At 62.1% G+C, this 21,075-nt stretch carries 21 protein-coding genes; 7 read left to right on the forward strand and 14 right to left on the reverse strand.

Going from position 1 to position 21,075, the window contains the following annotated elements; translation table 11 throughout:
• Positions 1-3: 3 nt before the first annotated feature.
• On the reverse strand, positions 4-2,283 hold the full coding sequence (ptsP, locus tag NGJ21_RS10815; RefSeq protein WP_046787005.1) for a phosphoenolpyruvate--protein phosphotransferase: 2,280 nt from the start codon (positions 2,281-2,283) through the stop codon (positions 4-6).
• Between the two features lie 22 nt (positions 2,284-2,305).
• Positions 2,306-2,785 (reverse strand): RNA pyrophosphohydrolase, encoded by a 480-nt coding sequence (locus NGJ21_RS10820; RefSeq protein WP_003249017.1) that lies wholly within the window; start codon positions 2,783-2,785, stop codon positions 2,306-2,308.
• Between the two features lie 141 nt (positions 2,786-2,926).
• Between NGJ21_RS10820 and NGJ21_RS10825 the strand changes: the two genes are divergently transcribed.
• The gene (locus NGJ21_RS10825; protein WP_115273343.1) at positions 2,927-3,583 is read left to right on the forward strand and encodes a histidinol-phosphatase; all 657 of its coding nucleotides are present in this window, start codon (positions 2,927-2,929) and stop codon (positions 3,581-3,583) included.
• A 34-nt stretch (positions 3,584-3,617) separates the two neighbouring features.
• Here NGJ21_RS10825 and NGJ21_RS10830 read toward each other — a convergent pair whose 3' ends face one another.
• Positions 3,618-4,043: a DUF2269 family protein gene (locus NGJ21_RS10830; protein ID WP_251962095.1), complete on the reverse strand. Its 426-nt coding sequence runs from the start codon at positions 4,041-4,043 to the stop codon at positions 3,618-3,620.
• 38 nt (positions 4,044-4,081) lie between these two features.
• Positions 4,082-5,596, reverse strand: a complete 1,515-nt coding sequence (gene ilvA, locus NGJ21_RS10835; protein ID WP_115273341.1) for a threonine ammonia-lyase, biosynthetic — start codon at positions 5,594-5,596, stop codon at positions 4,082-4,084.
• A gap of 134 nt (positions 5,597-5,730) precedes the next feature.
• Between ilvA and rpiA the strand changes: the two genes are divergently transcribed.
• Positions 5,731-6,405: a ribose-5-phosphate isomerase RpiA gene (gene rpiA, locus NGJ21_RS10840; RefSeq protein WP_012312262.1), complete on the forward strand. Its 675-nt coding sequence runs from the start codon at positions 5,731-5,733 to the stop codon at positions 6,403-6,405.
• Positions 6,406-6,498: 93 nt separating this feature from the next.
• Here rpiA and NGJ21_RS10845 read toward each other — a convergent pair whose 3' ends face one another.
• From NGJ21_RS10845 to NGJ21_RS10860, 4 genes are all read right to left on the reverse strand, one after another.
• Positions 6,499-7,410, reverse strand: coding sequence for an SdiA-regulated domain-containing protein (locus tag NGJ21_RS10845; RefSeq protein WP_119688105.1), 912 nt, complete (start codon positions 7,408-7,410; stop codon positions 6,499-6,501).
• Positions 7,411-7,499: 89 nt separating this feature from the next.
• Positions 7,500-8,420: an SdiA-regulated domain-containing protein gene (locus tag NGJ21_RS10850; RefSeq protein WP_046787000.1), complete on the reverse strand. Its 921-nt coding sequence runs from the start codon at positions 8,418-8,420 to the stop codon at positions 7,500-7,502.
• A 106-nt stretch (positions 8,421-8,526) separates the two neighbouring features.
• Complete coding sequence (locus tag NGJ21_RS10855) at positions 8,527-9,192, reverse strand: fumarylacetoacetate hydrolase family protein (RefSeq protein WP_012312259.1); 666 nt, start codon at positions 9,190-9,192, stop codon at positions 8,527-8,529.
• A gap of 24 nt (positions 9,193-9,216) precedes the next feature.
• Positions 9,217-10,614, reverse strand: coding sequence for a D-2-hydroxyglutarate dehydrogenase (locus NGJ21_RS10860; RefSeq protein WP_251962096.1), 1,398 nt, complete (start codon positions 10,612-10,614; stop codon positions 9,217-9,219).
• A gap of 171 nt (positions 10,615-10,785) precedes the next feature.
• On the opposite strand from NGJ21_RS10860, the gene serA reads away from it, so the two are divergent.
• Positions 10,786-12,015, forward strand: a complete 1,230-nt coding sequence (gene serA, locus NGJ21_RS10865; RefSeq protein WP_039602651.1) for a phosphoglycerate dehydrogenase — start codon at positions 10,786-10,788, stop codon at positions 12,013-12,015.
• A gap of 127 nt (positions 12,016-12,142) precedes the next feature.
• Here the strand turns inward: serA and NGJ21_RS10870 are convergent, their stop codons facing one another.
• Positions 12,143-12,619, reverse strand: coding sequence for a DUF4399 domain-containing protein (locus NGJ21_RS10870; protein ID WP_046786998.1), 477 nt, complete (start codon positions 12,617-12,619; stop codon positions 12,143-12,145).
• A gap of 197 nt (positions 12,620-12,816) precedes the next feature.
• Between NGJ21_RS10870 and NGJ21_RS10875 the strand changes: the two genes are divergently transcribed.
• Positions 12,817-13,305: a substrate-binding periplasmic protein gene (locus NGJ21_RS10875; RefSeq protein ID WP_046786997.1), complete on the forward strand. Its 489-nt coding sequence runs from the start codon at positions 12,817-12,819 to the stop codon at positions 13,303-13,305.
• Positions 13,306-13,364: 59 nt separating this feature from the next.
• Here NGJ21_RS10875 and NGJ21_RS10880 read toward each other — a convergent pair whose 3' ends face one another.
• Both NGJ21_RS10880 and NGJ21_RS10885 read right to left on the reverse strand, forming a co-directional pair.
• Positions 13,365-13,868: a 2-thiouracil desulfurase family protein gene (locus NGJ21_RS10880; RefSeq protein WP_046786996.1), complete on the reverse strand. Its 504-nt coding sequence runs from the start codon at positions 13,866-13,868 to the stop codon at positions 13,365-13,367.
• Positions 13,855-14,487, reverse strand: coding sequence for a 2OG-Fe(II) oxygenase (locus tag NGJ21_RS10885; RefSeq protein ID WP_046787080.1), 633 nt, complete (start codon positions 14,485-14,487; stop codon positions 13,855-13,857). The genes NGJ21_RS10880 and NGJ21_RS10885 overlap by 14 nt, the downstream gene beginning before the upstream one ends.
• A 113-nt stretch (positions 14,488-14,600) precedes the next feature.
• Here NGJ21_RS10885 and NGJ21_RS10890 point away from each other — a divergent pair, with 113 nt between their 5' ends.
• On the forward strand, positions 14,601-15,353 hold the full coding sequence (locus tag NGJ21_RS10890; RefSeq protein WP_046786995.1) for a DUF2059 domain-containing protein: 753 nt from the start codon (positions 14,601-14,603) through the stop codon (positions 15,351-15,353).
• On the opposite strand, the gene bipL is transcribed toward NGJ21_RS10890, so the two are convergent.
• Positions 15,354-16,280 carry a phospholipase BipL gene (gene bipL, locus NGJ21_RS10895; RefSeq protein WP_174141039.1) on the reverse strand — a complete coding sequence of 309 codons (927 nt, stop codon included), beginning with the start codon at positions 16,278-16,280 and terminating at the stop codon, positions 15,354-15,356.
• 120 nt (positions 16,281-16,400) lie between these two features.
• Here bipL and NGJ21_RS10900 point away from each other — a divergent pair, with 120 nt between their 5' ends.
• Entirely contained in the window at positions 16,401-16,970 is a 570-nt protein-coding gene (locus tag NGJ21_RS10900; RefSeq protein WP_251962097.1) for a DUF6436 domain-containing protein, read from the forward strand.
• On the opposite strand, the gene NGJ21_RS10905 is transcribed toward NGJ21_RS10900, so the two are convergent.
• Entirely contained in the window at positions 16,949-17,515 is a 567-nt protein-coding gene (locus NGJ21_RS10905) for a sugar O-acetyltransferase (protein ID WP_115273336.1), read from the reverse strand. The genes NGJ21_RS10900 and NGJ21_RS10905 overlap by 22 nt on opposite strands.
• An 86-nt stretch (positions 17,516-17,601) precedes the next feature.
• On the opposite strand from NGJ21_RS10905, the gene NGJ21_RS10910 reads away from it, so the two are divergent.
• The gene (locus NGJ21_RS10910; protein WP_251962098.1) at positions 17,602-19,965 is read left to right on the forward strand and encodes a penicillin acylase family protein; all 2,364 of its coding nucleotides are present in this window, start codon (positions 17,602-17,604) and stop codon (positions 19,963-19,965) included.
• Between the two features lie 235 nt (positions 19,966-20,200).
• Here NGJ21_RS10910 and NGJ21_RS10915 read toward each other — a convergent pair whose 3' ends face one another.
• Positions 20,201-20,986, reverse strand: coding sequence for a MetQ/NlpA family ABC transporter substrate-binding protein (locus tag NGJ21_RS10915; protein WP_046786990.1), 786 nt, complete (start codon positions 20,984-20,986; stop codon positions 20,201-20,203).
• Positions 20,987-21,075: the final 89 nt, after the last annotated feature.

The following is a 21,075-nucleotide window of genomic DNA, read 5'->3' on the forward strand; positions in this document are numbered from 1 at the left end:
AATTCACAGGGTCTTGTTGGCCTCTGGCCCAATCATCCGCGCCAGCCCCAGGTTCTTCAGCGCCAATTGCAACGAGCTGTGGATAACCTGCGGGTTGTCATGGCTCAGGGCATCGGCCAGCAGCTCCTTAGCCTTGCTCATGTTTATCTGGCGCAGCATCCACTTCACCTTCGGCAGGTTGGTGGCGTTCATCGACAAGCTGTCGAAGCCCATGGCCATCAACAGGACCGCTGCTGCCGGATCACCGGCCATCTCGCCGCAGATACTGACTGGCTTGCCCTCGCCATGGGCATCACGCACCACGGTGTTCAAGGCTTGCAGCACTGCCGGGTGCAGGTAGTCGTAAAGGTCGGCAACCCGCGGGTTGTTGCGGTCCACTGCCAGCAGGTACTGGGTCAGGTCGTTGGAGCCTACCGAAAGGAAATCCACCTGACGCGCCAGCTCCTTGGTCTGGTAAACCGCGGCCGGGATCTCGACCATCACGCCAACCGGTGGCATCGGCACGTCCGTGCCTTCGTCACGCACCTCGCCCCAGGCGCGGTGAATCAGGTGCAGCGCCTCTTCCAGTTCGTGAATGCCGGAGATCATCGGCAGCAGAATGCGCAGGTTGTTCAGGCCTTCGCTGGCTTTGAGCATGGCGCGGGTCTGGACCAGGAAGATTTCCGGGTGGTCGAGGGTCACGCGGATGCCACGCCACCCCAGGAACGGGTTTTCTTCCTTGATCGGGAAGTAGGACAGCGCCTTGTCCCCGCCGATGTCGAGGGTACGCATGGTCACCGGCAGCGGGTGAAACGCCGCCAACTGCTCGCGATAGATGGCCAACTGCTCTTTTTCGCTGGGGAAGCGCTGGTTGATCATGAACGGCACTTCTGTGCGGTACAGGCCCACCCCTTCGGCGCCCCGCTGCTGGGCACGGGCCACGTCGGCAAGCAGGCCGGTGTTGACCCACAGCGGCATGCGATGACCGTCCGGGGTGATGCAAGGCAGTTCGCGCAACGCATCCAGGCCCTGGGCCAGCTGACGCTCTTCTTCGACCACCTCGCTGTATTGCTTGCGCAGCACGTCGCTGGGGTTGGTGAACACCTCGCCCTTGTAGCCATCGACGATCAGCTCGATACCATCGACCTTGGAATACGGCAGGTCGACCAGGCCCATCACCGTCGGGATACCCATGGCACGGGCCAGGATGGCAACGTGGGAGTTGCCCGAGCCCAGCACCGAGACCAGGCCCACCAGCTTGCCTTCCGGCACCTCACCCAGCATCGCCGGGGTCAGTTCCTCGCTGACCAGGATGGTGTTGTCGGCATACACCAGCGATTGCGAACGGGCTTGCTGGAGGTAGGCCAGCAGACGGCGACCGAGGTCTTTCACGTCCGAGGCGCGTTCGCGCAGGTAGTCGTCGTCCATCAGTTCGAACCGGCTGACGTGCTCGCCGACCACCTGGCGCAGGGCGCCCTGGGCCCACTGGCCGGTCTTGATGACGTCAGTCACCTCACCGCCGAGGGCTGCGTCCTCAAGCATCATCAGGTACACGTCGAACAGCGCGCGTTCTTCCGGGCGCAACTGGGTGGCCAGTTTGGCCGAAAGCTTGCGCATGTCGGCGCGCACGCCCTCGAGGGCGTTGTGGAACAGTTTGAGTTCAGCGTCGATGTCTTCGACCGTCTTGTCCGGCACCACCTCAAGGTCGGCAGGCGGCAACATGACCACGGCTCGGCCGACGGCAGCACCCGGCGAGCCTGGTACGCCGACGAAGCGCGCTTCCTGGATGCCCTTGCCCTGGCGGCCCAGGCCACGAATCGAGCCGGTGGCCTCGGCGTGAGCGATAACCCCGGCGAGTTGAGCGCTCATGGTGACCAGGAAAGCTTCTTCACCCTCGTCGAACTGGCGGCGTTCTTTCTGCTGAATGACCAGCACGCCGACCACACGACGGTGGTGGATGATCGGTGCACCCAGGAAGGACGCGAAACGCTCCTCGCCCGTTTCAGCGAAGTAGCGGTACCGTGGGTGATCAGCGGCGTTTTCCAGGTTCAGCGGCTCTTCCCGGGTACCGACCAGACCAACCAGGCCTTCGTTGGGGGCCATGCTGACCTTGCCGATGGATCGCTTGTTGAGGCCTTCGCTGGCCATCAACACGAAGCGGTTGGTTTCCGGGTCGAGCAGGTAGACCGAGCAGACCTGGCTGCCCATGGCCTCCTTGACGCGCAAGACAATGATCCCCAACGCCGTCTTGAGATCTTTGGCGGAGTTCACTTCCTGGACGATCTTGCGCAGCGTATTGAGCATGGCTCGGGGTCGAACTCCGTCGTCAGTCGCGCGTCAAAAGACGCGGTGCTAGCTCTTTCAGGGCGCGGCGATACACTTCACGCTTGAAGGTCACCACCTGGCCCAGCGGGTACCAATAGCTGACCCAGCGCCAGCCATCGAATTCAGGCTTGCCGGTCAGGTCCATCCGCACCCGTTGCTCATTGCTCACCAGGCGCAGCAAAAACCATTTCTGCTTCTGGCCGATACACAGCGGTTGGCTGTGGGTACGTACCAGACGCTGGGGTAAACGATAACGCAACCAGCCGCGGGTGCAGGCAAGAATTTCCACATCATCGCGTTCAAGGCCAACTTCTTCGTTCAGCTCGCGGTACAGGGCATCTTCCGGCGTCTCGTCAGGGTTGATACCACCCTGAGGGAATTGCCAGGCATCCTGGTTGATCCGCCGAGCCCATAGCACCTGCCCGGCATCATTCGTGAGAATGATCCCGACATTTGGGCGAAAACCATCCGGGTCGATCACGGCAGCAACCTCGCAAACGCATGTCACCGCATTGTTCCACAAAGCCTGCGAGCGCAGCAACGCGCCCGCCACGCTTATGTGCAGCGAGGTGAAAACTCCGTATTCTGCGGGCCTTCCCTATGGCTGACGCGAGTAACCGCAATGCGCCTGGCTTTATTCGACCTGGACAATACCCTCCTCGGTGGCGACAGTGACCACGCGTGGGGTGATTACCTGTGCGAACGGGGGATTCTTGACCCGATCGCGTACAAACAACGCAACGATGCCTTCTACCAGGATTACCTGAACGGCACCCTCGACCTGCAGGCCTACCTGGCCTTTTCCATGGAAATCCTCGCAGCCACCGAACCCGCCCAGCTCGACCAATGGCACCGCGAATTCATGCGCGACTGCATCGAGCCGATCATCCTGCCCAAGGCCCTGGCCCTGCTGCAGCAACATCGTGAGGCAGGCGACCAACTGGTAATCATCACCGCCACCAACCGTTTCGTCACCGCGCCGATTGCCCGCCGTCTGGGCGTTCGCACGCTATTGGCGACCGAATGCGAAACACGCGATGGCCGCTATACCGGGCGCAGTACCGATATACCGTGCTTCCGTGAAGGCAAGGTGACGAGGCTGGAACGCTGGATGCTGGAGAACGGGTTCGACCTGCAAGACAGCTACTTCTATAGCGACTCGATGAATGACTTGCCGCTGTTGCAGCGGGTGTCACATGCTGTCGCGGTGGACCCGGACCCTAACCTGCAGGCTGAGGCTGAGCGGCGCGGGTGGCCGGTGATTTCGCTTAGGGACTGAGCCTTTTTGGGGCTGCAGAGCGGCCCGGCCAGCTTCAGACCGGCTTGGCGCCCATCAACCCGGCGATGGACAGGAAGCAGACACCGCTGAAGACCGCCAGGGCCAGGGTAAACCGCAAACCCACCGCCTCAGCCTTGCGCAGCCGGTTCAGACGCACCAGCAGCCACCACGCGGCGAGCGCACCGAGGGTATAGATGACGCTGGACGCCAGCACCCAGGTCTGCCCCAGCGGCCAACCTACCAGGTGAACCAGCCACCAACCGGTGAACGGCATGCTCAGCAGGCTCACGCCCATCACCAGCCAGACGAACACCAAAGGCCGACGCAGCAGCTTGCCATAAGCCTGGGCGTCGCCTTGACGCCGGGCGCGTACGGTCCAGATCGCCAAACCCAGTGCGCCCAGCAATAACAGGGCGGTGGCAATGAGGTGCAGGGCCTTGAGGGTGGTCAGGTGTTCCATGTCTTCACATCCTTGGGGGGTTCGCCAAGCTTAGTCGCTCAACCCAGGAAGAGCCGGTAAGCGGGATTGTCGGTCTCATCCCAGTACGGATACCCAATCTTGGCCAGCGCCGCCGGCACCAGGTGGCGTTCGTCCTCCGGCACCTGCAACCCGGCCACCACACGCCCGTCGGCGGCGCCGTGGTTGCGGTAGTGGAACATCGAGATGTTCCAGCGCCCGCCCAGCTTGTTGAGGAAGTTGAACAGCGCCCCCGGCCGCTCAGGGAACTCGAAGCGCAGCACGATCTCGTCGCGTGCACCGGCCGAATGGCCACCCACCATGTGGCGGATGTGCATCTTGGCCAGTTCGTTGTCAGTCAGGTCGGTAACAGGGAAACCCTGCTCGGTCAGTTGCTGCACCAACGCAGCGCGTGGGTCGTTCTCCGGATGGGTCTGCACGCCAACGAAGATATGGGCTTCGTCGGATGTGTGCTTGCGGTAGTTGAATTCGGTGATCTGGCGCTTGCCGATGGCCTCGCAGAACGCCTTGAAGCTGCCCGGCCGCTCGGGGATGGTCACGGCGATGATCGCTTCGCGCTTCTCGCCCAGCTCGGCACGCTCGGCGACGTGACGCAGGCGGTCGAAGTTGACGTTGGCGCCCGAGTCGATAGCCACCAGCGTTTGCCCGCTGACGCCGTTGAGCTCCACATACTTCTTGATGCCAGCGACACCCAAGGCACCTGCAGGTTCGGTGATCGAGCGGGTATCGTCGTAGATATCCTTGATTGCTGCACAGATCTCGTCAGTGCTGACGGTGATCACTTCATCCACATGCAAGCGGCAGATGTCGAAGGTATGCTGACCGATCTGGGCCACGGCCACGCCATCGGCGAACAGCCCAACCTGCGGCAGCACCACGCGCTCGCCAGCGGCCATGGCTGCCTGCAGGCAATTGGAGTCATCCGGTTCGACGCCAATCACCTTGATTTCCGGGCGCAGGTATTTCACGTAGGCGGCGATGCCGGCGATCAGCCCACCGCCGCCCACCGGCACGAAGATCGCATCCAGCCGGCCTGGGTGCTGGCGCAGGATTTCCATGGCCACGGTGCCTTGCCCGGCAATGGTGTGCGGGTCGTCATAAGGGTGGATATAGACGAAGCCCTTCTCATCGACCAGTTTCAGCGAGTAGGCCAGCGCCTCGGGGAACGAGTCGCCATGCAATACCACCTTGCCGCCACGCGAGCGTACGCCTTCGATCTTGATCTCCGGGGTGGTCTTGGGCATCACGATGGTGGCCTTGATGCCCAGCTCGCGGGCTGCCAGGGCCAGCCCCTGTGCATGGTTGCCGGCCGAGGCGGTGACCACGCCGCGGGCCAGTTCTTCCGGGCTCAGTTGCGCCAGCTTGTTGTACGCCCCACGGATCTTGAAGGAGAACACCGGCTGCAGGTCTTCACGCTTGAGCAGAATCTGGTTGCCCAGGCGCTTGCTCAGTTGCCCGGCGCTGTGCAGCGGGGTTTCGACAGCGACGTCGTAGACGCGCGAGGTGAGGATCTTCTTGACGTACTGTTCGAGCATCGGGAAAGCATCACTGGCCGCGGGACAAGGGCTGCGAGTCTACCCCAGCGCTACGTCGGGCGACCACAGCAAAGCCGCCCGAGCCGTTATACTAGCCTCCTTTCATTACCGCCCTGCCCCTTTCCGGAGCCCGCATGACCCAGGACCAACTCAAACAGGCCGTCGCCCAGGCCGCTGTCGACTTCATTCTGCCCAAGCTGGATGAAAAGAGCGTCGTCGGCGTCGGCACCGGTTCGACTGCCAACTTCTTCATTGACGCCCTGGCCCAGCACAAGACTGCCTTCGACGGCGCGGTCGCCAGCTCCGAGGCCACGGCACAGCGTCTGAAGGGCCATGGCATCCCGGTCTATGAGCTGAACAGCGTCAGCGAGCTGGAGTTCTATGTCGACGGCGCCGACGAGAGCGATGCACACCTGAACCTGATCAAAGGCGGTGGCGCGGCACTGACGCGCGAAAAAATCGTCGCGGCAGTGGCCAAGACCTTCATCTGCATCGCCGATGCCAGCAAGCTGGTGCCGGTGCTGGGCGCCTTCCCGCTGCCGGTCGAAGTGATCCCGATGGCCCGCAGCCACGTGGCGCGCCAACTGGTCAAGCTGGGTGGCGACCCGGTGTACCGTGAGGGTGTGGTCACCGATAACGGCAACGTGATCCTGGATGTGTACAACCTGCAGATCACCAACCCCGTAGAGCTGGAAGCGCAGATCAATGCGATCGTCGGCGTGGTGACCAATGGCCTGTTTGCCGCACGGCCGGCAGACTTGCTGTTGCTGGGCACCCCGGAAGGCGTGAAGAGCCTGAAAGCCGAGTGATGCCATTGCCGGCAAGCTGGCTCCCCCAGGCAATCCACAGCAGTGGTGACCGCGTGGGAGGCGGCCTGCCGGCAATTACGCTCAAAAGCCCAGTCAATCCGTGGGCTGTTTGAACACATAGAACAGGTTCGGCTCACTGACCAGATAAATGGTCCCCGCTTCATCCATGGCAATCCCCTCCGCCTGCGGCACCGTCTGCTTGAGCCCCTGGTACCCCTTGCGCAGCGACAGCGTGCTCAACGGTTTACCTTTCACATCCAACTCCAGCACCAGGCGTGATTCATCCGACAGTGCCAGCAGATGCCCGCTGCGCTCGTCGAACTGCAGGCTCGACAGATCCCTGACGAACAGCCGCGCATCGCGCTTGCGGTCCTGCACCACATGCACTGCATAGGGCTGCTCCGGGTTTTCATGGGGAAACCCGTGAATTTCGTAGATCACCATCGGGTCTCGCTCCTTGGCCACGAACAGGCGTTTGCCCGCCGAGTCGTAGGCAAGCCCCTCGAACCCCTTGTTGCCGTTCAGGCCGATACCAAGGCTCAACTGCTCGGCATCGTGGGCATCCAGGAACATCGTGTCGTCCTCAAGGCGCACGCGAATCAGCCGTTGCTGGCGCTCATCGGTGATCACGTAACTGTTGGGCCCTACGTATTCGACCGCCTCGGGGTCGCCGAAACCGGTCAACGGCACCCGCCGCAGGATACGACCGTCGAGGGACAACTCGATCAGTTCGGACCGCTTGTTGGTCACCGTGAACAGGGTCTTGCGGTCGGGGTCGTAAGTCAGTGCCGAAACATCATCGTCCAGCCCGTCTATAGGCTGCGCCTCGGTCACTACCCGATAGCGATCCAGGCCCATGCTTTGCTCAGCGGGCTGCCACCAGGTCTTGAAGTTGAACCAGCCACGCTCGAGCAAACGGAACTGCTGCTCCGCCACGCCCAGCAAGAGCACGGCGAGCAGGCCAATGACAGCCAGGACCAGGGGCAGACGAACATAGCGACGCATAGGGCAGACTCGGTTTGAGGATGACGAATCTAACCACGAACAACTGAAGTAAAGCTTAATGCCAGCATGCGAAAAATCTGAAATGGCCGTCAGTTTTTCTTGAATCGATAGAACAGCGCCGGCTCACTGACCATGTACAGGTTGCCCTGATCGTCCATCGCCACCCCTTCAGCACGCGGAATGGTGTCCTTGAGGCCGTTGAAACCGCCCAGCAAGGTCATGAAACTCACCTGCTGACCTTGCTCGTCGAGCTCCAGCAGCATGTTGGAGTCCGCCGACAGCACCAACAGATGGCCCGTACGCGGGTCGACACCCAAGCCTGAGAGGTTGCGCAGGTCGAGTTCGTTGCTGGCCAGCGGCTGCTTGTCTCCTTTGAGCGGGCTGCGCCCATCGGTGCTCCAGGTATACAGCTTTGGCGGCCGCTCCTCGCCGATCACCAGACGCTGGCGCATCGGGTCCCATGCCACGGCCTCGAAGCCCTTGTTGCTTTTCACCGACTCGCCCAGGTCGTGGCTCTGAAAATCTGCATGGTTCAGCGACTTGGTTTGTGCGTCCACCTTGACCACGGTCAGGTCGTGCAGACGTTCATCGGTAATGGCCAAGCGGCCATCCTCCAGCACGGCAACCCCTTCGGGGTTGTTCCACCCCTGCAAGGGGATCTGCCTCAGCACATCACCATCCAGGCTCAGCTCGACCAGGAACGGGTTCTTGCCCATGACCACAAACAACGTGCGGGTATGCGGATTGAATGCTACGTCCGAGGCTTCATCATCTTCCATGCCCGGCATAGGCTTGGCATCGATATCGACCTTATAGTCCGGCAACCAGACGCTTTCGCTGCGCTCGGCGCTGCTCTCGAAGCCTTCCTGGACCCACAGTCGGCCACGGTCATCCCAGTGCATCGCCACGGCCACGCCATAGCCGATCACCGCAGCCACAGCCAGGCCGAACGGCCAGCGCAGGTAGAAGCGACGCTTGGTGGATACGGGAGCGCTGGAAGACAGGGCCATACAGAGTATTCCTGGGTAAATAGGCGGAGATTCGCGCATTATCCAGATAGGTTGTGAAAAAAACGGTAAATCGCGTCGCCCGCTTCGCGGGCGACACAGTCTCTGCTCAGAGTACCCGGCTTTCGAAGCGGCTCACGCCCGGCAACTCCAGCACCAGCTCATCACCCACTTCGAAGGGGCCGACGCCAGCCGGGGTACCGGTCAGGATCACATCCCCCGGCAGCAGCGAAAAGTGCGAGGCCATGTGCTGAATGATCGGCACGATCGGGTTGAGCATCATCGCGCTGTTACCGTCCTGGCGAACGTCACCATTGATGGTCAGGCGCACCGGGATGTCGGCCAGGTCTTCGAACGTGCCGGCAGCGACGAAAGGCGGCAGTACGCAGGCACCGTCGAAGCTCTTGCAGGTCTCCCACGGCATGCCCTTTTCCTTGAGCTTGGCCTGCACGTCACGCAGGGTCAGGTCCAGCGCCGGGGCAAAGCCGGAGATGGCATCCAGCACTTCCTCTTCAGATGGATGTGCCGACAGCGGCTTGCCCAGCAACACCGCGATTTCGGCTTCGTAATGCACCGAACCACGGTCGGTAGGAATCTTGAAACCACCCTCCAGCGGCACCACGCAACTGCCCGGCTTGATGAACAGCAACGGCTCGGTCGGAATGGGATTGCCCAGTTCCTTGGCGTGCTCGGCATAGTTGCGGCCAACGCACACCACCTTGCCCAGCGGGAAGTGGATACGGGTGCCGTCTACGTACTGGTGCTGGTAACTCATGGCCGACTCCTTTGATTACTGCTTTTATTCAGGAGCGAAGATCTTACCCGGATTCATGATGCCATTAGGGTCGAAGACGGCCTTTATCGCCTTCATGCAGGCGATTTCCTGTGGTGAGCGGCTATAGCCAAGGTAATCGCGCTTGGTCATGCCCACACCGTGCTCGGCGGAGATCGAGCCGTTATAGCGCTGGACGATCTCGAACACCCACTTGTTGACCTTGGCGCATGAAGCGAAGAAATCGTCTTTGCTCATGGACTCGGGCTTGAGGATGTTCAGGTGCAGGTTGCCGTCGCCGATGTGCCCGTACCAGACCACCTCATAGTCGGGATAGTGCTGGCTGACGATGGCATCGATGTCGCGCAGGAACGCCGGCACCTTGGAGACCGTGACCGAAATGTCGTTCTTGTACGGCGTCCAGTGGGAGATGGTTTCGGACAGGTACTCGCGCAGCTTCCACAGGTTTTTCAGTTGAGCTTCGCTCTGGCTCATCACCCCGTCTATTACCCAGCCTTGCTCGACGCAGTGCTCGAAGGTGGCCAGCGCATCGTTGGCCACCTCCTCGGTGCTGGCCTCGAACTCCAGCAGGGCATAGAACGGGCAGTCGGTGGCGAACGGCGCAGGCACATCGCCACGTGCCATGATCTTGGCCAGGCCCTTGTCGGAAAAGAACTCGAATGCCGTGAGGTCAAGCTTGCCCTGGAAGGCATGCAACACCGGCATGATCGAATCGAAGTCCGGCGTGCCCAGCACCATCGCAGTGAGGTTGCGCGGGGCGCGGTCCAGGCGCATGGTGGCCTCGACCACGAAGCCCAGGGTACCTTCGGCGCCGATGAACAACTGGCGCAGGTCATAGCCCGTGGCGTTCTTGATGAGGTCCTTGTTCAGCTCGAGCAGCTCGCCCTTGCCAGTGACAACTTTCAGGCCGGCAACCCAGTTACGGGTCATGCCGTAGCGAATGACCTTGATGCCGCCGGCGTTTGTGCCGATATTGCCGCCGACCTGGCTGGAGCCACTCGAGGCGAAATCCACCGGGTAATAAAGCCCCTGTTCTTCGGCGAATGCCTGCAGCTGGCGAGTGATGACCCCTGGCTGGCAGACCACCGTGCGGTCGAAGGCATTGAAATCGAGAATCTGGTTCATGTAGTCGAAGGCGACTACCACTTCACCATTGGCTGCCACGGCACCGGCGGAGAGCCCGGTCCGACCGCCGGAAGGCACCAGCGCCACCTGATGGCGATTGGCCCAGCCAACGATGGCCTGAACCTGTTCGACGCTTTTGGGGAACACGATGGCAGTGGGCGCGGGCGGAAAATGCTTGGTCCAATCCTTGCCGTACGCTTCCAGGGAAGCGGCATCGGTCAGGACCTTGCCAGGGTCTACCAAGGTCATCAGTTCATCAATTACCGCGGGGTGCGTCATCGCCGGAACTCTCGACTTATTCATAGTCACCCTGAGTACTCTTCACCTGTCGGGATAAGCTCAGATTGTGTCGCGTATGCTAGCATAGCGCCCCCGCTGTTCGTGCTAAGGCCCGCGCTGCGCCTAGCATCATTTCTCGCCATTTTTTCTCCGGGATACAGGTTTACGCAGATGAGCAAGACTTCTCTCGACAAGAGCAAGATCAGGTTCCTTCTTCTTGAAGGTGTGCACCAGAACGCGGTGGATACCCTCAAGGCCGCCGGGTACACCAACATCGAGTACCTCACTGGCTCGCTGCCGGAAGCAGAACTCAAGGAAAAGATCGCTGATGCCCACTTCATCGGCATCCGTTCGCGTACCCAGCTGACCGAAGAGATCTTCGACTGTGCCAAGAAACTGGTCGCCGTCGGTTGCTTCTGCATCGGCACCAACCAGGTCGACCTGGACGCTGCACGCGAGCGCGGCATTGCCGTGTTCAACGCGCCATACTCCAACACCCGTTCGGTGGCGGAACTGGTACTGGCCGAAGCCATCCTGCTGTTGCGCGGCATCCCCGAGAAAAACGCCTCCTGCCACCGTGGCGGCTGGATCAAGAGCGCGGCCAACTCGTTCGAAATCCGCGGCAAGAAGCTGGGCATCGTCGGCTATGGCTCGATCGGTACCCAGCTGTCGGTACTGGCCGAGAGCCTGGGCATGCAGGTCTACTTCTACGACCCGCTGACCAAGCTGCCGCTGGGCAACGCCGTACAAGTCACCAGCCTGCACGAACTGCTGGGCCTGGCCGACATCGTCTCGCTGCACGTGCCTGAGCTGCCATCCACCCAGTGGATGATCGGTGAGAAAGAAATCCGCGCGATGAAGAAGGGCTCGATCCTGATCAACGCCGCCCGTGGCACCGTGGTAGAACTGGACCACCTGGCCGCAGCCATCAAGGACAAGCACCTGATCGGCGCCGCCATCGACGTGTTCCCGGTCGAGCCACGCTCCAACGACGAAGAGTTCGAAAGCCCGCTGCGCGGCCTGGACAACGTGATCCTGACCCCGCACATCGGCGGCTCCACCGCCGAGGCCCAGGCCAACATCGGCCTGGAAGTGGCCGAGAAACTGGTCAAGTACAGCGACAACGGCACCTCGGTATCGTCGGTCAACTTCCCTGAAGTCGCCCTGCCGGCACACCCGGGCAAGCACCGCCTGCTGCACATCCACGAAAACATTCCGGGTGTGCTCAGCGAGATCAACAAAGTCTTCGCCGAGAACGGTATCAACATCTCCGGTCAGTTCCTGCAGACCAACGAGAAAGTGGGTTACGTGGTAATCGACGTTGACGCCGAGTACTCGGACCTTGCGCAAGAGAAGCTGCAGCACGTCAAGGGCACCATCCGCTCGCGCGTACTGTTCTGAGCTTGATTGCGGTATGAAAAAGGGAGGCCTTGGTGGCCTCCCTTTTTTGTTTCGCCAACAAGCCAGCTCACACAACGATGCGAGTGGGGATCGACTTGCCAGCTTAAGGGCTGCGTGATGGCTCGGCTTACTTCACTTCAACCGTGATCTTCTTCGACTCAACGCTTGGCTTGAACGGCACGTGATACTGGTCACCCAGTACCAGCTGCAGGGTATGCTTGCCCGGCGTCAGGGTAAGAGTGGTTTCGGTCTGGGCCTTGCCGAAGTGCAGCACCTGCGGGCCGGCTGGCAACGCCGCGCCGCCTTCCGGCATCAGGCTGGTCGGCAGTGGCTGATCGGCTGCAGGCTCCTTGTCCACATCTACCAGCAGGTGGTGGTGGCCCGTGTGCGGGGTCTGGTCACCCGCAGGCTTGAGCCCCATGCCTTCGATGCCAAACTTGACGGTAAAGGTCTTGTCGACCGTTGCGCCATCGGCGGGGGAAACGATGAAGACCTTGGCATCCTTGGGCGGCTCCTGGCTCTTCAGCGCATCCGCAGCGCTGGCCAGTACCGAGGCCCCCATCAGCAGACCGGCTACGGCAGCACGCGAAAATAGGCTGTTCATTCACTTCTCCTGTGATTCACTCATTGACCGCCACCTGCAAACGAACGGCAGCGGAAGCTCACCATAGCCCACAAAGAGAAAAAATTCAGTTAGGGTTAAACATCGCCAAGGCTTCAAGGTCATAGGCTGCGCTCGACCACGACGAGGAAGAAAGTCGTGGCGACAGTTATTCATTTGCCAAAGAAAAGGGGCATTAGATGCGTTCGACCATGGGTGTACTGCTGGCAGTACTGATCACGCCATTGGCTCAAGCCGAGCTGATAGACGAAATCGCCGACCGGGGCGAACTGCGCATTGCCGTACAGGCCGACAACTCGCCGTATGCCTTCAAGGAAAACGAGCATCTGACGGGCTTTGAAATCGAATTCGGCCAAGAGCTGGCCAAACAACTGGACCTGCGTGTCGAGTTCATTGAAACGCCTGTGGCCGAGATACTGCCGGGTGTTGAAAGTGGCAAATACGACATCACCCTGACCCCATCGGACAATGCTCCCAAGGCCGATACGCCGTTTGATCTGAGCCAGCCTTTTGGCGAGAGGAAACTGGTCATCCCGTTCCAGAAAGACAACCCGGCGTTCGAGAGCGCGGTGAACAACGCGCTGCAGCGCCTCAAGGACAGCGGCCGTACAGCGGAGCTTGAGCAGAAGTGGTTCAAGGGTGTGCCGGAGACGGCTACCGGGCAGTGAGTCATTTATTGCCTGCACCAGCCTTTACGCGGCTAACCCCGCGAAAGGCCAGCACCAGACTACGCTGACAGCCCAGCCAGCGCTCGCTGGGCCTCTTCCAGCTCCAGCTCACTGAACACCAGTACCCCCTCCCGCTGCAGCAGTGCAGTGGTAACCCCTTGCCCCGGCACCTTCACCCCTGCGAACGTGCCATCGTAGGTCAAGCGGTTGCCACACGAAGGGCTGCCCGCCTTGAGCACCGCGACCCGGATGCCATGCCGACGCACCAGTGCCAGCGCCTGGTGCGCACCGGCAAGAAATGCCGCGCTTACGTCCTCGCCCTTCACCGTCAGCACCTGCGCTGCCCCATCGAGCACATCGCCACCCTGCCCGCCCGGGATCTCCGCGGGCGGGCGCGGTGTGGGCAGGCCACCGGCCACCTCCGGGCACAACGGCACCACACGCCCTTCAGCCTGCCAGCGCTGCAACAGATCAGGATGGCCGCTGGCCCGCCCGTCATAACGCACCGGCTGCCCCAGCAGGCAGGCGCTGACCAGTACCTTGGGCGGGTCAGAACGGGTCATTGCCACGGCGCCGGAACCAACCCGTCAACGAAAGCCGCTCACGCCCCGCTGGCAAGACTTCGTGAGGTACTTCACCCGACAGAAACACCACCAGGCAGCCGGCCACGGGCTGCACGTCATGCTCGACAGCGTCAGCCAGGAACATGCGCAACTGGCCACCATCCTGCGGCTGCCAGTCTTCGTTGAGGTAGAGCACAGCCGAGACCATGCGCCGGTCGTCGTCGCGAAAACGGTCCAGGTGGCGACGGTAGAACGCACCTGCCGGGTACAGGGCGAAGTGACACTCGAAGTCTTCAAGGCCCAGGAACAGGCCCTGGTTGATGGCCAGGCGCAGCTGGTCCATGGCTTCCAGGTATTTGTCGCAAGCCTCGGCCTGCCCCGGGTCGATCCACTGGATCTGGTCGCCACGGATCGCCTCGCGCACCTCCTGGGCCACACCGCGCCCCACCCCGGCAGGGTTGAGCTGGCCTTCGGCATCACGGCGCCGACACTCGGCCGCAAGCGCACGCACCAGCTCGGCCGGCAGGAAAAGGGCCTGCTGCGACCAGCCATGGGTGGCCAGATCGTCAACGACGGCCGCAAGCATCGGGTGTTCAGGGGAGATATGCATGGCGCGCATCATATCCATTAGCCCTGCACTCGCACAGCGCCACTTGGCCGAGAAACACTCCGCTATCTCGACAAACCGGCGCCGAGCCAAGGACAATAGCCACCTGCCGACAGGAGTCCTGAATGCGCCGTCTGTTTTCCCTGATTCTGCTGATGATCTGCACCATGCCGGTCTGGGCAGACAGCCTCGATCAGCTGTACAAGGCCGCCGGCTGGCCCGACCAGCGCGCCCATTTCAATGATGCCGTGAGCGCCGCCCAGCAGCGCTATCGCAACAGCCTGCCGCCTGCGGTTTACCAGGCGCTGGTCAGTAACAGCAACCAGCGCTTCCAGGCCGAGGCCATGGACCGCCGTGCCCAGGCGCAATTGCGCAGCGCCCTGCCCGACCCTGCGCCGGCGCTGGCCTTTTTCCAGTCACCGCTGGGGCGCAAGATCGTCGCCGCCGAACTGCTGGCCACGCGCAAGGACCAGTTGGCCAAGCACGCCAAGGGCTTGCCGAAAATTCAGGCCAGCGACAACCGTCTGCTGATCATCGGGCACCTGGCTCAGGCCCTTCCGGCCCGCGAAGCCGGTGCCGAGGTTAGCCTGGCGATAGCCGGTGTGGCGGCCGACAGCCTCAGCTCGATGATCCCCGGCCTGTTCGGCGGTGGCCAGGCCCAGGGCCTGCTCGATGGCCAGCGCCAGCGGCTGATGAACCAGATTGGCGAAGACCTCAACAATACGTTGCTTTACGTCTACCGCGACCTGTCCGACGCCGAGCTGGAAGAGTTCGCCACCTTCGCCGAGTCCCCCCAAGGCAAAGCGTACTACCAGGCCGCCGTGGCAGCCGTGCGCGCCGGCCTGGCAGTCGGCCAGAGCGGCGCGAACCTCAAGTGATCAGCCCAAGCGCTGGTCGATGAAGTCGAAATAGCGCTGGCGGATGCCCGGCAGTTCGTTGGCCAGGTGGTGACGGGCTTCGGGCAGCAGCAGGATCTGTGGCTCGGCAAACTTGGCCTTGAGCACTTCGAGGTTGTAGGGCCAGTCCACTGTGCCATCGGCCTGCCCCTGCACGATCAACGGCCGCCGCGGGCTGCACGGCGCGGCCTCGATCCGCTTGACCCAGGCCATCAGCGCGCCGACCCAGGCTGTCGGCAGGCGCCGAGGCTGCAGCGGGTCGGCCTCCAGAAACGGCAAGAACGTCGGGTCGTTGCTGTTTTCGCTGAAGCGCCGCTCAATGCCATTGACGAAGTGGCGCAACACTCGATAACTGAGTTTCGACCACAGCCAGGCGCGTGGGCGCACGAGCGGCGCAAGCAGGATCACCTGGCCATCAACCGGGCTCTGTACCCCCTGATGCAACAGATGATCGACGGCGATGGCACCGCCAGTGCTTTGCCCGCACAGGTGCCACGGGTGCGGTAAAGCAAGGCCGCGCGCCTGCTCGAACAGGGCATCGAGCACCTGCTGATAGAGTGCGAAATCAGTGATGCTGGCGCGCTCGCCACTGGACAGGCCATGGCCAGGCAGGTCGCAGCTGATCACTGCATAACCCTGTTTCAGTGCCCATTCGATCACGTGGCGGTAGAGGCCCATGTGGTCGTAATAGCCATGCAGCACAAACACTGTCGCCACGGGCTGCGAAGGTAGCCAGACCTGCCCCACCAGCTCGAAACCCGCTGCCTGAAAACCGCCCAGCCAGCTCTGCGCCGGCAGGTTCAGGCCGTAGAAACGCTGATAATCCTGCGCCTGAACGGACAAGGGTTGGCGTTTGCCCAGGGGCGCGAGGCTGACGCGCAGGCGGTCGGGGTGAAAAGCGGCAGGCATCGGGTACATCCACAGCGAAGCGAGTATTGATCCGGGATATTCAGCTCTTGGCTGCGCCGTGGCAAGCTTGGCCACTTTTTCAATCAACAAGACCGCTCCTCCAAAGGCTGCGGATGTGCCATGAAAACTCGAACGATCAAGCCGATATTTTCAGCCATTGCATTACTGTCATGCGCCGCCGTGCTCTGGTGGGCATACGACAGTTTCCAGGCCCGCTACCTGCGCCCGTTCGAAAGCCAGACCACGCTGTTCGACGGCAGCCAGCTGCGCCTGCCCGCAGAGCTCGCCGGCCCCGGCCCGGTTCGCGTAGTGCACTTCTGGGACCCGACCTGCCCGTGCAATGTCGGCAACCAGCAGCACCTGGGTGACCTGGTCAGCCATTTCGCAGACAAGGGCGTGGCCTTCCACGTTGTGCAAAAGCCGGGCAGCCATGGCCAGCTGCCGGTAAGCCTCACCCACCTGCAGCCCATCACCCACCTGCCGGGCAGCGAAAACCTGCCCGCCTCTCCGGCCGTAGCGATCTGGGACCGCCAAGGCAACCTCGCGTACTTCGGCCCCTACAGCGAAGGCGCGGTGTGCAACGCCAGCAACAGCTTCATCGAGCCGATCCTCAAGGCCCTGCTCGATGGCCGCCACGTCACCGCATCGAACACGCTGGCCGTCGGCTGCTATTGCCCTTGGGCCGGCTGACGCACGCGCGCCGGGTTACCGACCACCACCGCGCCTGCCGGCACATCGCGGGTCACCACACTGCCCGCACCAACCACTGCGTTATCGCCAATGGTCACCCCAGGCAGGATGATTGCGGCACCACCGATCCACACATTGTTGCCGATGGTCACCGGCCGTCCGCTCTCCAGCCCGGTACGCCGCAGTTCAGGGTCGAGCGGGTGATCGGCGGTGTAGATCTGCACCGCCGGGCCAACCTGGCAATCATCGCCGATACGTACCGGCAGCACGTCCAGGATCACGCAGTTGAAATTCATGAAGGTATTGCGGCCGACACTGATGTTGTAGCCGTAGTCGCAATAGAACGGCGGGCGGATGACCGTGCCTTCGCCCACATGGCCGAAGTGCTCGGCAAGCAGGCCGTTGCGGGCTTCGTTAAGCAACTCGAAGCTGGTGTTGTAGCGCTGCATCCAGTGCTTGCTGGCGATTTGCTCAGCCTGTAGTTCGGGGCAGCCGGCGTGGTAGGGCTGGCCGCTGAGCATTTTCTGTTTTTCGCTGAGGGACATGGAAACTCCTGTCGAGGGCTATGCTCTTTGCGCGAATCCGCCGAAGATCGGACCACAATTCCCGCTCGAATGCACAAGGAGCTTCAATGAAGCGCAGCCTGACCCTTTTGGCCGTGGTAGTGGCCGTGGCCGCCGGTGCCGGTTACTGGTACGTGCACGGCAAACTGCCGCAGCGTGACGGCGAGGTAGCGGTAGCCGGCCTGCAGGCCCCGGTCAGTGTGCGCTATGACACCCGCGGCGTGCCGCACCTGCAGGCGCAGAACGAAGCAGACTTGTACCGCGCCCTCGGCTACGTGCATGCCCAGGACCGATTGTTCCAGATGGAAATCATGCGCCGCCTGGCCCGCGGTGAACTGGCCGAGGTGCTGGGCGACAAGCTGCTGCCCACCGATACCCTGTTCCGCAGCCTGCGCATCCGTGATCAGGCGGCGCTGATGGTTCAGCGCCTGGACCATCAATCCCCCGCGTGGAAGGCCTTGCAAGCCTACCTCGATGGCATCAACGCCTGGCAGGCGAGCCACCCCAAACCCATGGAGTTTGACCTTATAGGCATAACGCCCAGGCCGTTCACCGCTGAAGATACCCTGAGCATTGCCGGCTACCTGGCCTACAGTTTTGCCGCCGCGTTCCGCACCGAGCCTGCCTTGACCTACATCCGCGACCAGCTCGGGCCGCAGTACCTGAAGATTTTCGACCTCGACTGGCAACCTGAAGGCGCGCTGGGGACCCCGCTGGCGGCGCAGGACTGGCAGGGCCTTGAAACCCTCGCCCGCCTCAGCCACCAAGCCCTTGGCGATGCCGGCATTCCCCAATTCGAAGGCAGCAATGCCTGGGCAGTGGCCGGCGGCCGTACCCGCAGCGGCAAGCCGCTGCTGGCCGGCGACCCGCACATCAGCTTCGCGGTGCCGGCCGTCTGGTACGAGGCCGAGCTGTCGGCGCCAGGGTTCAACCTGTACGGCTACTTCCAGGCGCTGAACCCGTTCGCGCTGCTCGGTCACAATCGCGACTTCGGCTGGAGCCTGACCATGTTCCAGAACGACGATGTCGACCTGATAGCGGAAAAGACCAACCCGGCCAACAGCGATCAGGTGATGGTCGAGGGCCAATGGCGAACACTGGAAAAGACTGAGCAGAAAATCGCCGTCAAAGGCGAGCAGCCGGTCAGCATCAGCCTGCGCCGCTCACCCCACGGGCCGATCGTCAACGACGTTCTGGGCGCGACCGCCGGCACGACGCCAATCGCGATGTGGTGGGCCTTCCTGGAAACCGAGAATCCGATCCTCGAAGGCTTCTATCAGCTCAACCGTGCCGACTCCCTTGCCAAGATGCGCGAGGCGGCGGCCAAGGTTCAGGCGCCGGGGCTCAACTTCGTCTGGGCCAGTGCAGGTGGCGATATTGGTTGGTGGGCTGCGGCGCAACTGCCGATCCGCCCGGATGGCGTCAACCCGTCGTTCATCCTCGATGGCGCGAGCCACCAGGCCGACAAGCTGGGTTTCTACCCTTTCAGCGTCAACCCACAGCAGGAAAACCCGGCCAGCGGTTACATCGTTTCAGCGAACCACCAGCCGCCAGCGGCGGTACCGATACCGGGCTACTACAACTTGCCGGACCGGGGCCGCCAGCTGGAGCGCCACTTAGCCAACCCGCAGGTGAAGTGGGATACCCAGAACAGCCAGGCGCTGCAACTGGACACCGCCAACGACTATGGCCCACGCACCCTGGCGCCCCTGCTTGCGACCCTGCGCGACATCGCCCAGGGCGATGAGGAAAAGGAGCTGGTCGAGCAACTGGCCGCCTGGCGCGGAGATCACCCGCTGGACTCGACCAGCGCCACACTGTTCAACCAGTTTCTCTACCAGTTGGCACATGCCGCGCTGCATGACGAGCTGGGCGATACCTGGTTCCCGGTGCTCATCAGTACCCGCACCATCGACTCTGCCCTGCCCCGCTTGGCGGCGGACGCGCAATCACCGTGGTGGAACACGCGCGGCGCCAACCAACGTACCGACCGCACCGCCATCGTGCGCATCGCCTGGCAGCAAACCCTCGGGCACCTGCGCGCAACCTTTGGCAAAGACCCGGCCAGCTGGCAATGGGGCAAGGCGCATACCCTGACGCACAACCATCCACTGGGTGTTAAAAAGCCGTTGAACCTGCTGTTCAACGTCGGCCCGTTTGCCGCGCCGGGTACCCATGAGGTGCCCAACAACCTGTCGGCGAAAATCGGGCCTGCGCCGTGGCCGGTGACGTATGGGCCTTCGACGCGGCGATTGATCGACTTCGCCGACGCTGGGCAGGCGTTGACCAGCAACCCGGTCGGGCAGAGTGGTGTGCCGTTCGATCGGCACTATTCGGATCAGGCTGAAGGTTATATCGAGGGGCAGTATCAGCGCGCCCAAATGGGGGTGATACCGGCCCACACTACCTTGCGTCTGGTACCCACAGAGTGATGGAAACTTTTCTTCGGGTCGGCTTCTCCAACAGCTTCAGACTGCGATCCGCACGGCCATCACACTACAAGGACGATAACGATGAAAAGCCCCTGCCCGACTGACTCCAACGAACAACTGCTGTGGCTGCTGGCATTGAGCCGGGCATTGGGTAGCCAACGCTGAGCGTTGTGCCCCCCCAAAAAAACGCCGACGCGAATGCGTCGGCGTTTTTCATAAGGGTCAAGCAGGCGAATCAGAACGCCGGCAGCACCGCACCGCTGTACTTCTTGGCGATGAATTCCTTGACCTCAGGGCTGGTCAGGGCCTTGGCCAGCTTCTGCATAGCCTCGCTGTTCTTGTTGTCCGGGCGGGCCACCAGGAAGTTCACGTACGGCGAGTCGCTACCCTCGATCACCAACGCATCCTTGGCCGGGTTCAGGCCAGCTTCCAGCGCGTAGTTGGTGTTGATCATGTCCAGGTCGACCTGGTCCAGTACACGCGCCAGCATGGCCGACTCAAGCTCCTTGAACTTCAGGTTCTTCGGGTTCTCGGCAATGTCTTTCGGAGTGGCCAGGGCGTTTTTTGGATCTTTCAGGGTGATCAGGCCAGCCTTCTGCAGCAAGATCAGGGCGCGGCCACTGTTGCTGCCTTCGTTAGGAATGGCAACGGTGGCGCCGTCCTTCAGTTCGGACAGGTTCTTGATCTTCTTCGAGTAGCCACCGAACGGTTCGACGTGCACGCCGATCACGGTTTCCAAATGGGTGCCTTTACCTTCGTTGAAGCTCTTCAGGTAAGGCAGCGTCTGGAAGTAGTTGGCGTCCAGGCGCTTCTGATCTACCTGTACGTTGGGCTGTACGTAGTCAGTGAAGACCTTGATCTGCAGGTCCACGCCTTCCTTGGCCAAGGTCGGCTTGATCAGCTCCAGAATTTCGGCATGGGGCACAGGGGTCGCGGCAACCACCAGTTTCTCGGCGGCGGCAGCCAGGCCGGAGAACGACAGGGCAGCGGCCAGGGCAGTGGTCAGCAGGGTCTTCTTCATGGTGGTCCTTGTTTTGTTTCTGGGCCATCGGTGATGGCAAAGTCAGATGCCCAACCGTTTCATCAGCGGGCGTGAGGCGCAAGATACCG

Source organism: Pseudomonas sp. Marseille-Q5299, from assembly GCF_943737035.1.
GTDB lineage: Bacteria > Pseudomonadota > Gammaproteobacteria > Pseudomonadales > Pseudomonadaceae > Aquipseudomonas > Aquipseudomonas putida_E.

What these genes read in the sequence shown, in the direction of transcription:
- serA (WP_039602651.1), top strand. Translation starts at nt 10,786, where the DNA reads ATGAGCAAGACTTCTCTCGACAAGAGCAAGATCAGGTTCCTTCTTCTT.
- NGJ21_RS10890 (WP_046786995.1), top strand. Translation starts at nt 14,601, where the DNA reads ATGCGCCGTCTGTTTTCCCTGATTCTGCTGATGATCTGCACCATGCCG.
- ptsP (WP_046787005.1), bottom strand. Translation starts at nt 2,283, where the DNA reads ATGCTCAATACGCTGCGCAAGATCGTCCAGGAAGTGAACTCCGCCAAA.
- NGJ21_RS10850 (WP_046787000.1), bottom strand. Translation starts at nt 8,420, where the DNA reads ATGGCCCTGTCTTCCAGCGCTCCCGTATCCACCAAGCGTCGCTTCTAC.
- bipL (WP_174141039.1), bottom strand. Translation starts at nt 16,280, where the DNA reads ATGCCTGCCGCTTTTCACCCCGACCGCCTGCGCGTCAGCCTCGCGCCC.
- NGJ21_RS10905 (WP_115273336.1), bottom strand. Translation starts at nt 17,515, where the DNA reads ATGTCCCTCAGCGAAAAACAGAAAATGCTCAGCGGCCAGCCCTACCAC.
- NGJ21_RS10880 (WP_046786996.1), bottom strand. Translation starts at nt 13,868, where the DNA reads ATGACCCGTTCTGACCCGCCCAAGGTACTGGTCAGCGCCTGCCTGCTG.
- NGJ21_RS10845 (WP_119688105.1), bottom strand. Translation starts at nt 7,410, where the DNA reads ATGCGTCGCTATGTTCGTCTGCCCCTGGTCCTGGCTGTCATTGGCCTG.
- NGJ21_RS10900 (WP_251962097.1), top strand. Translation starts at nt 16,401, where the DNA reads ATGAAAACTCGAACGATCAAGCCGATATTTTCAGCCATTGCATTACTG.
- NGJ21_RS10855 (WP_012312259.1), bottom strand. Translation starts at nt 9,192, where the DNA reads ATGAGTTACCAGCACCAGTACGTAGACGGCACCCGTATCCACTTCCCG.
- NGJ21_RS10915 (WP_046786990.1), bottom strand. Translation starts at nt 20,986, where the DNA reads ATGAAGAAGACCCTGCTGACCACTGCCCTGGCCGCTGCCCTGTCGTTC.
- NGJ21_RS10825 (WP_115273343.1), top strand. Translation starts at nt 2,927, where the DNA reads ATGCGCCTGGCTTTATTCGACCTGGACAATACCCTCCTCGGTGGCGAC.
- NGJ21_RS10875 (WP_046786997.1), top strand. Translation starts at nt 12,817, where the DNA reads ATGCGTTCGACCATGGGTGTACTGCTGGCAGTACTGATCACGCCATTG.
- NGJ21_RS10885 (WP_046787080.1), bottom strand. Translation starts at nt 14,487, where the DNA reads ATGCGCGCCATGCATATCTCCCCTGAACACCCGATGCTTGCGGCCGTC.
- NGJ21_RS10870 (WP_046786998.1), bottom strand. Translation starts at nt 12,619, where the DNA reads ATGAACAGCCTATTTTCGCGTGCTGCCGTAGCCGGTCTGCTGATGGGG.
- NGJ21_RS10910 (WP_251962098.1), top strand. Translation starts at nt 17,602, where the DNA reads ATGAAGCGCAGCCTGACCCTTTTGGCCGTGGTAGTGGCCGTGGCCGCC.
- rpiA (WP_012312262.1), top strand. Translation starts at nt 5,731, where the DNA reads ATGACCCAGGACCAACTCAAACAGGCCGTCGCCCAGGCCGCTGTCGAC.
- NGJ21_RS10830 (WP_251962095.1), bottom strand. Translation starts at nt 4,043, where the DNA reads ATGGAACACCTGACCACCCTCAAGGCCCTGCACCTCATTGCCACCGCC.
- NGJ21_RS10860 (WP_251962096.1), bottom strand. Translation starts at nt 10,614, where the DNA reads ATGACGCACCCCGCGGTAATTGATGAACTGATGACCTTGGTAGACCCT.
- ilvA (WP_115273341.1), bottom strand. Translation starts at nt 5,596, where the DNA reads ATGCTCGAACAGTACGTCAAGAAGATCCTCACCTCGCGCGTCTACGAC.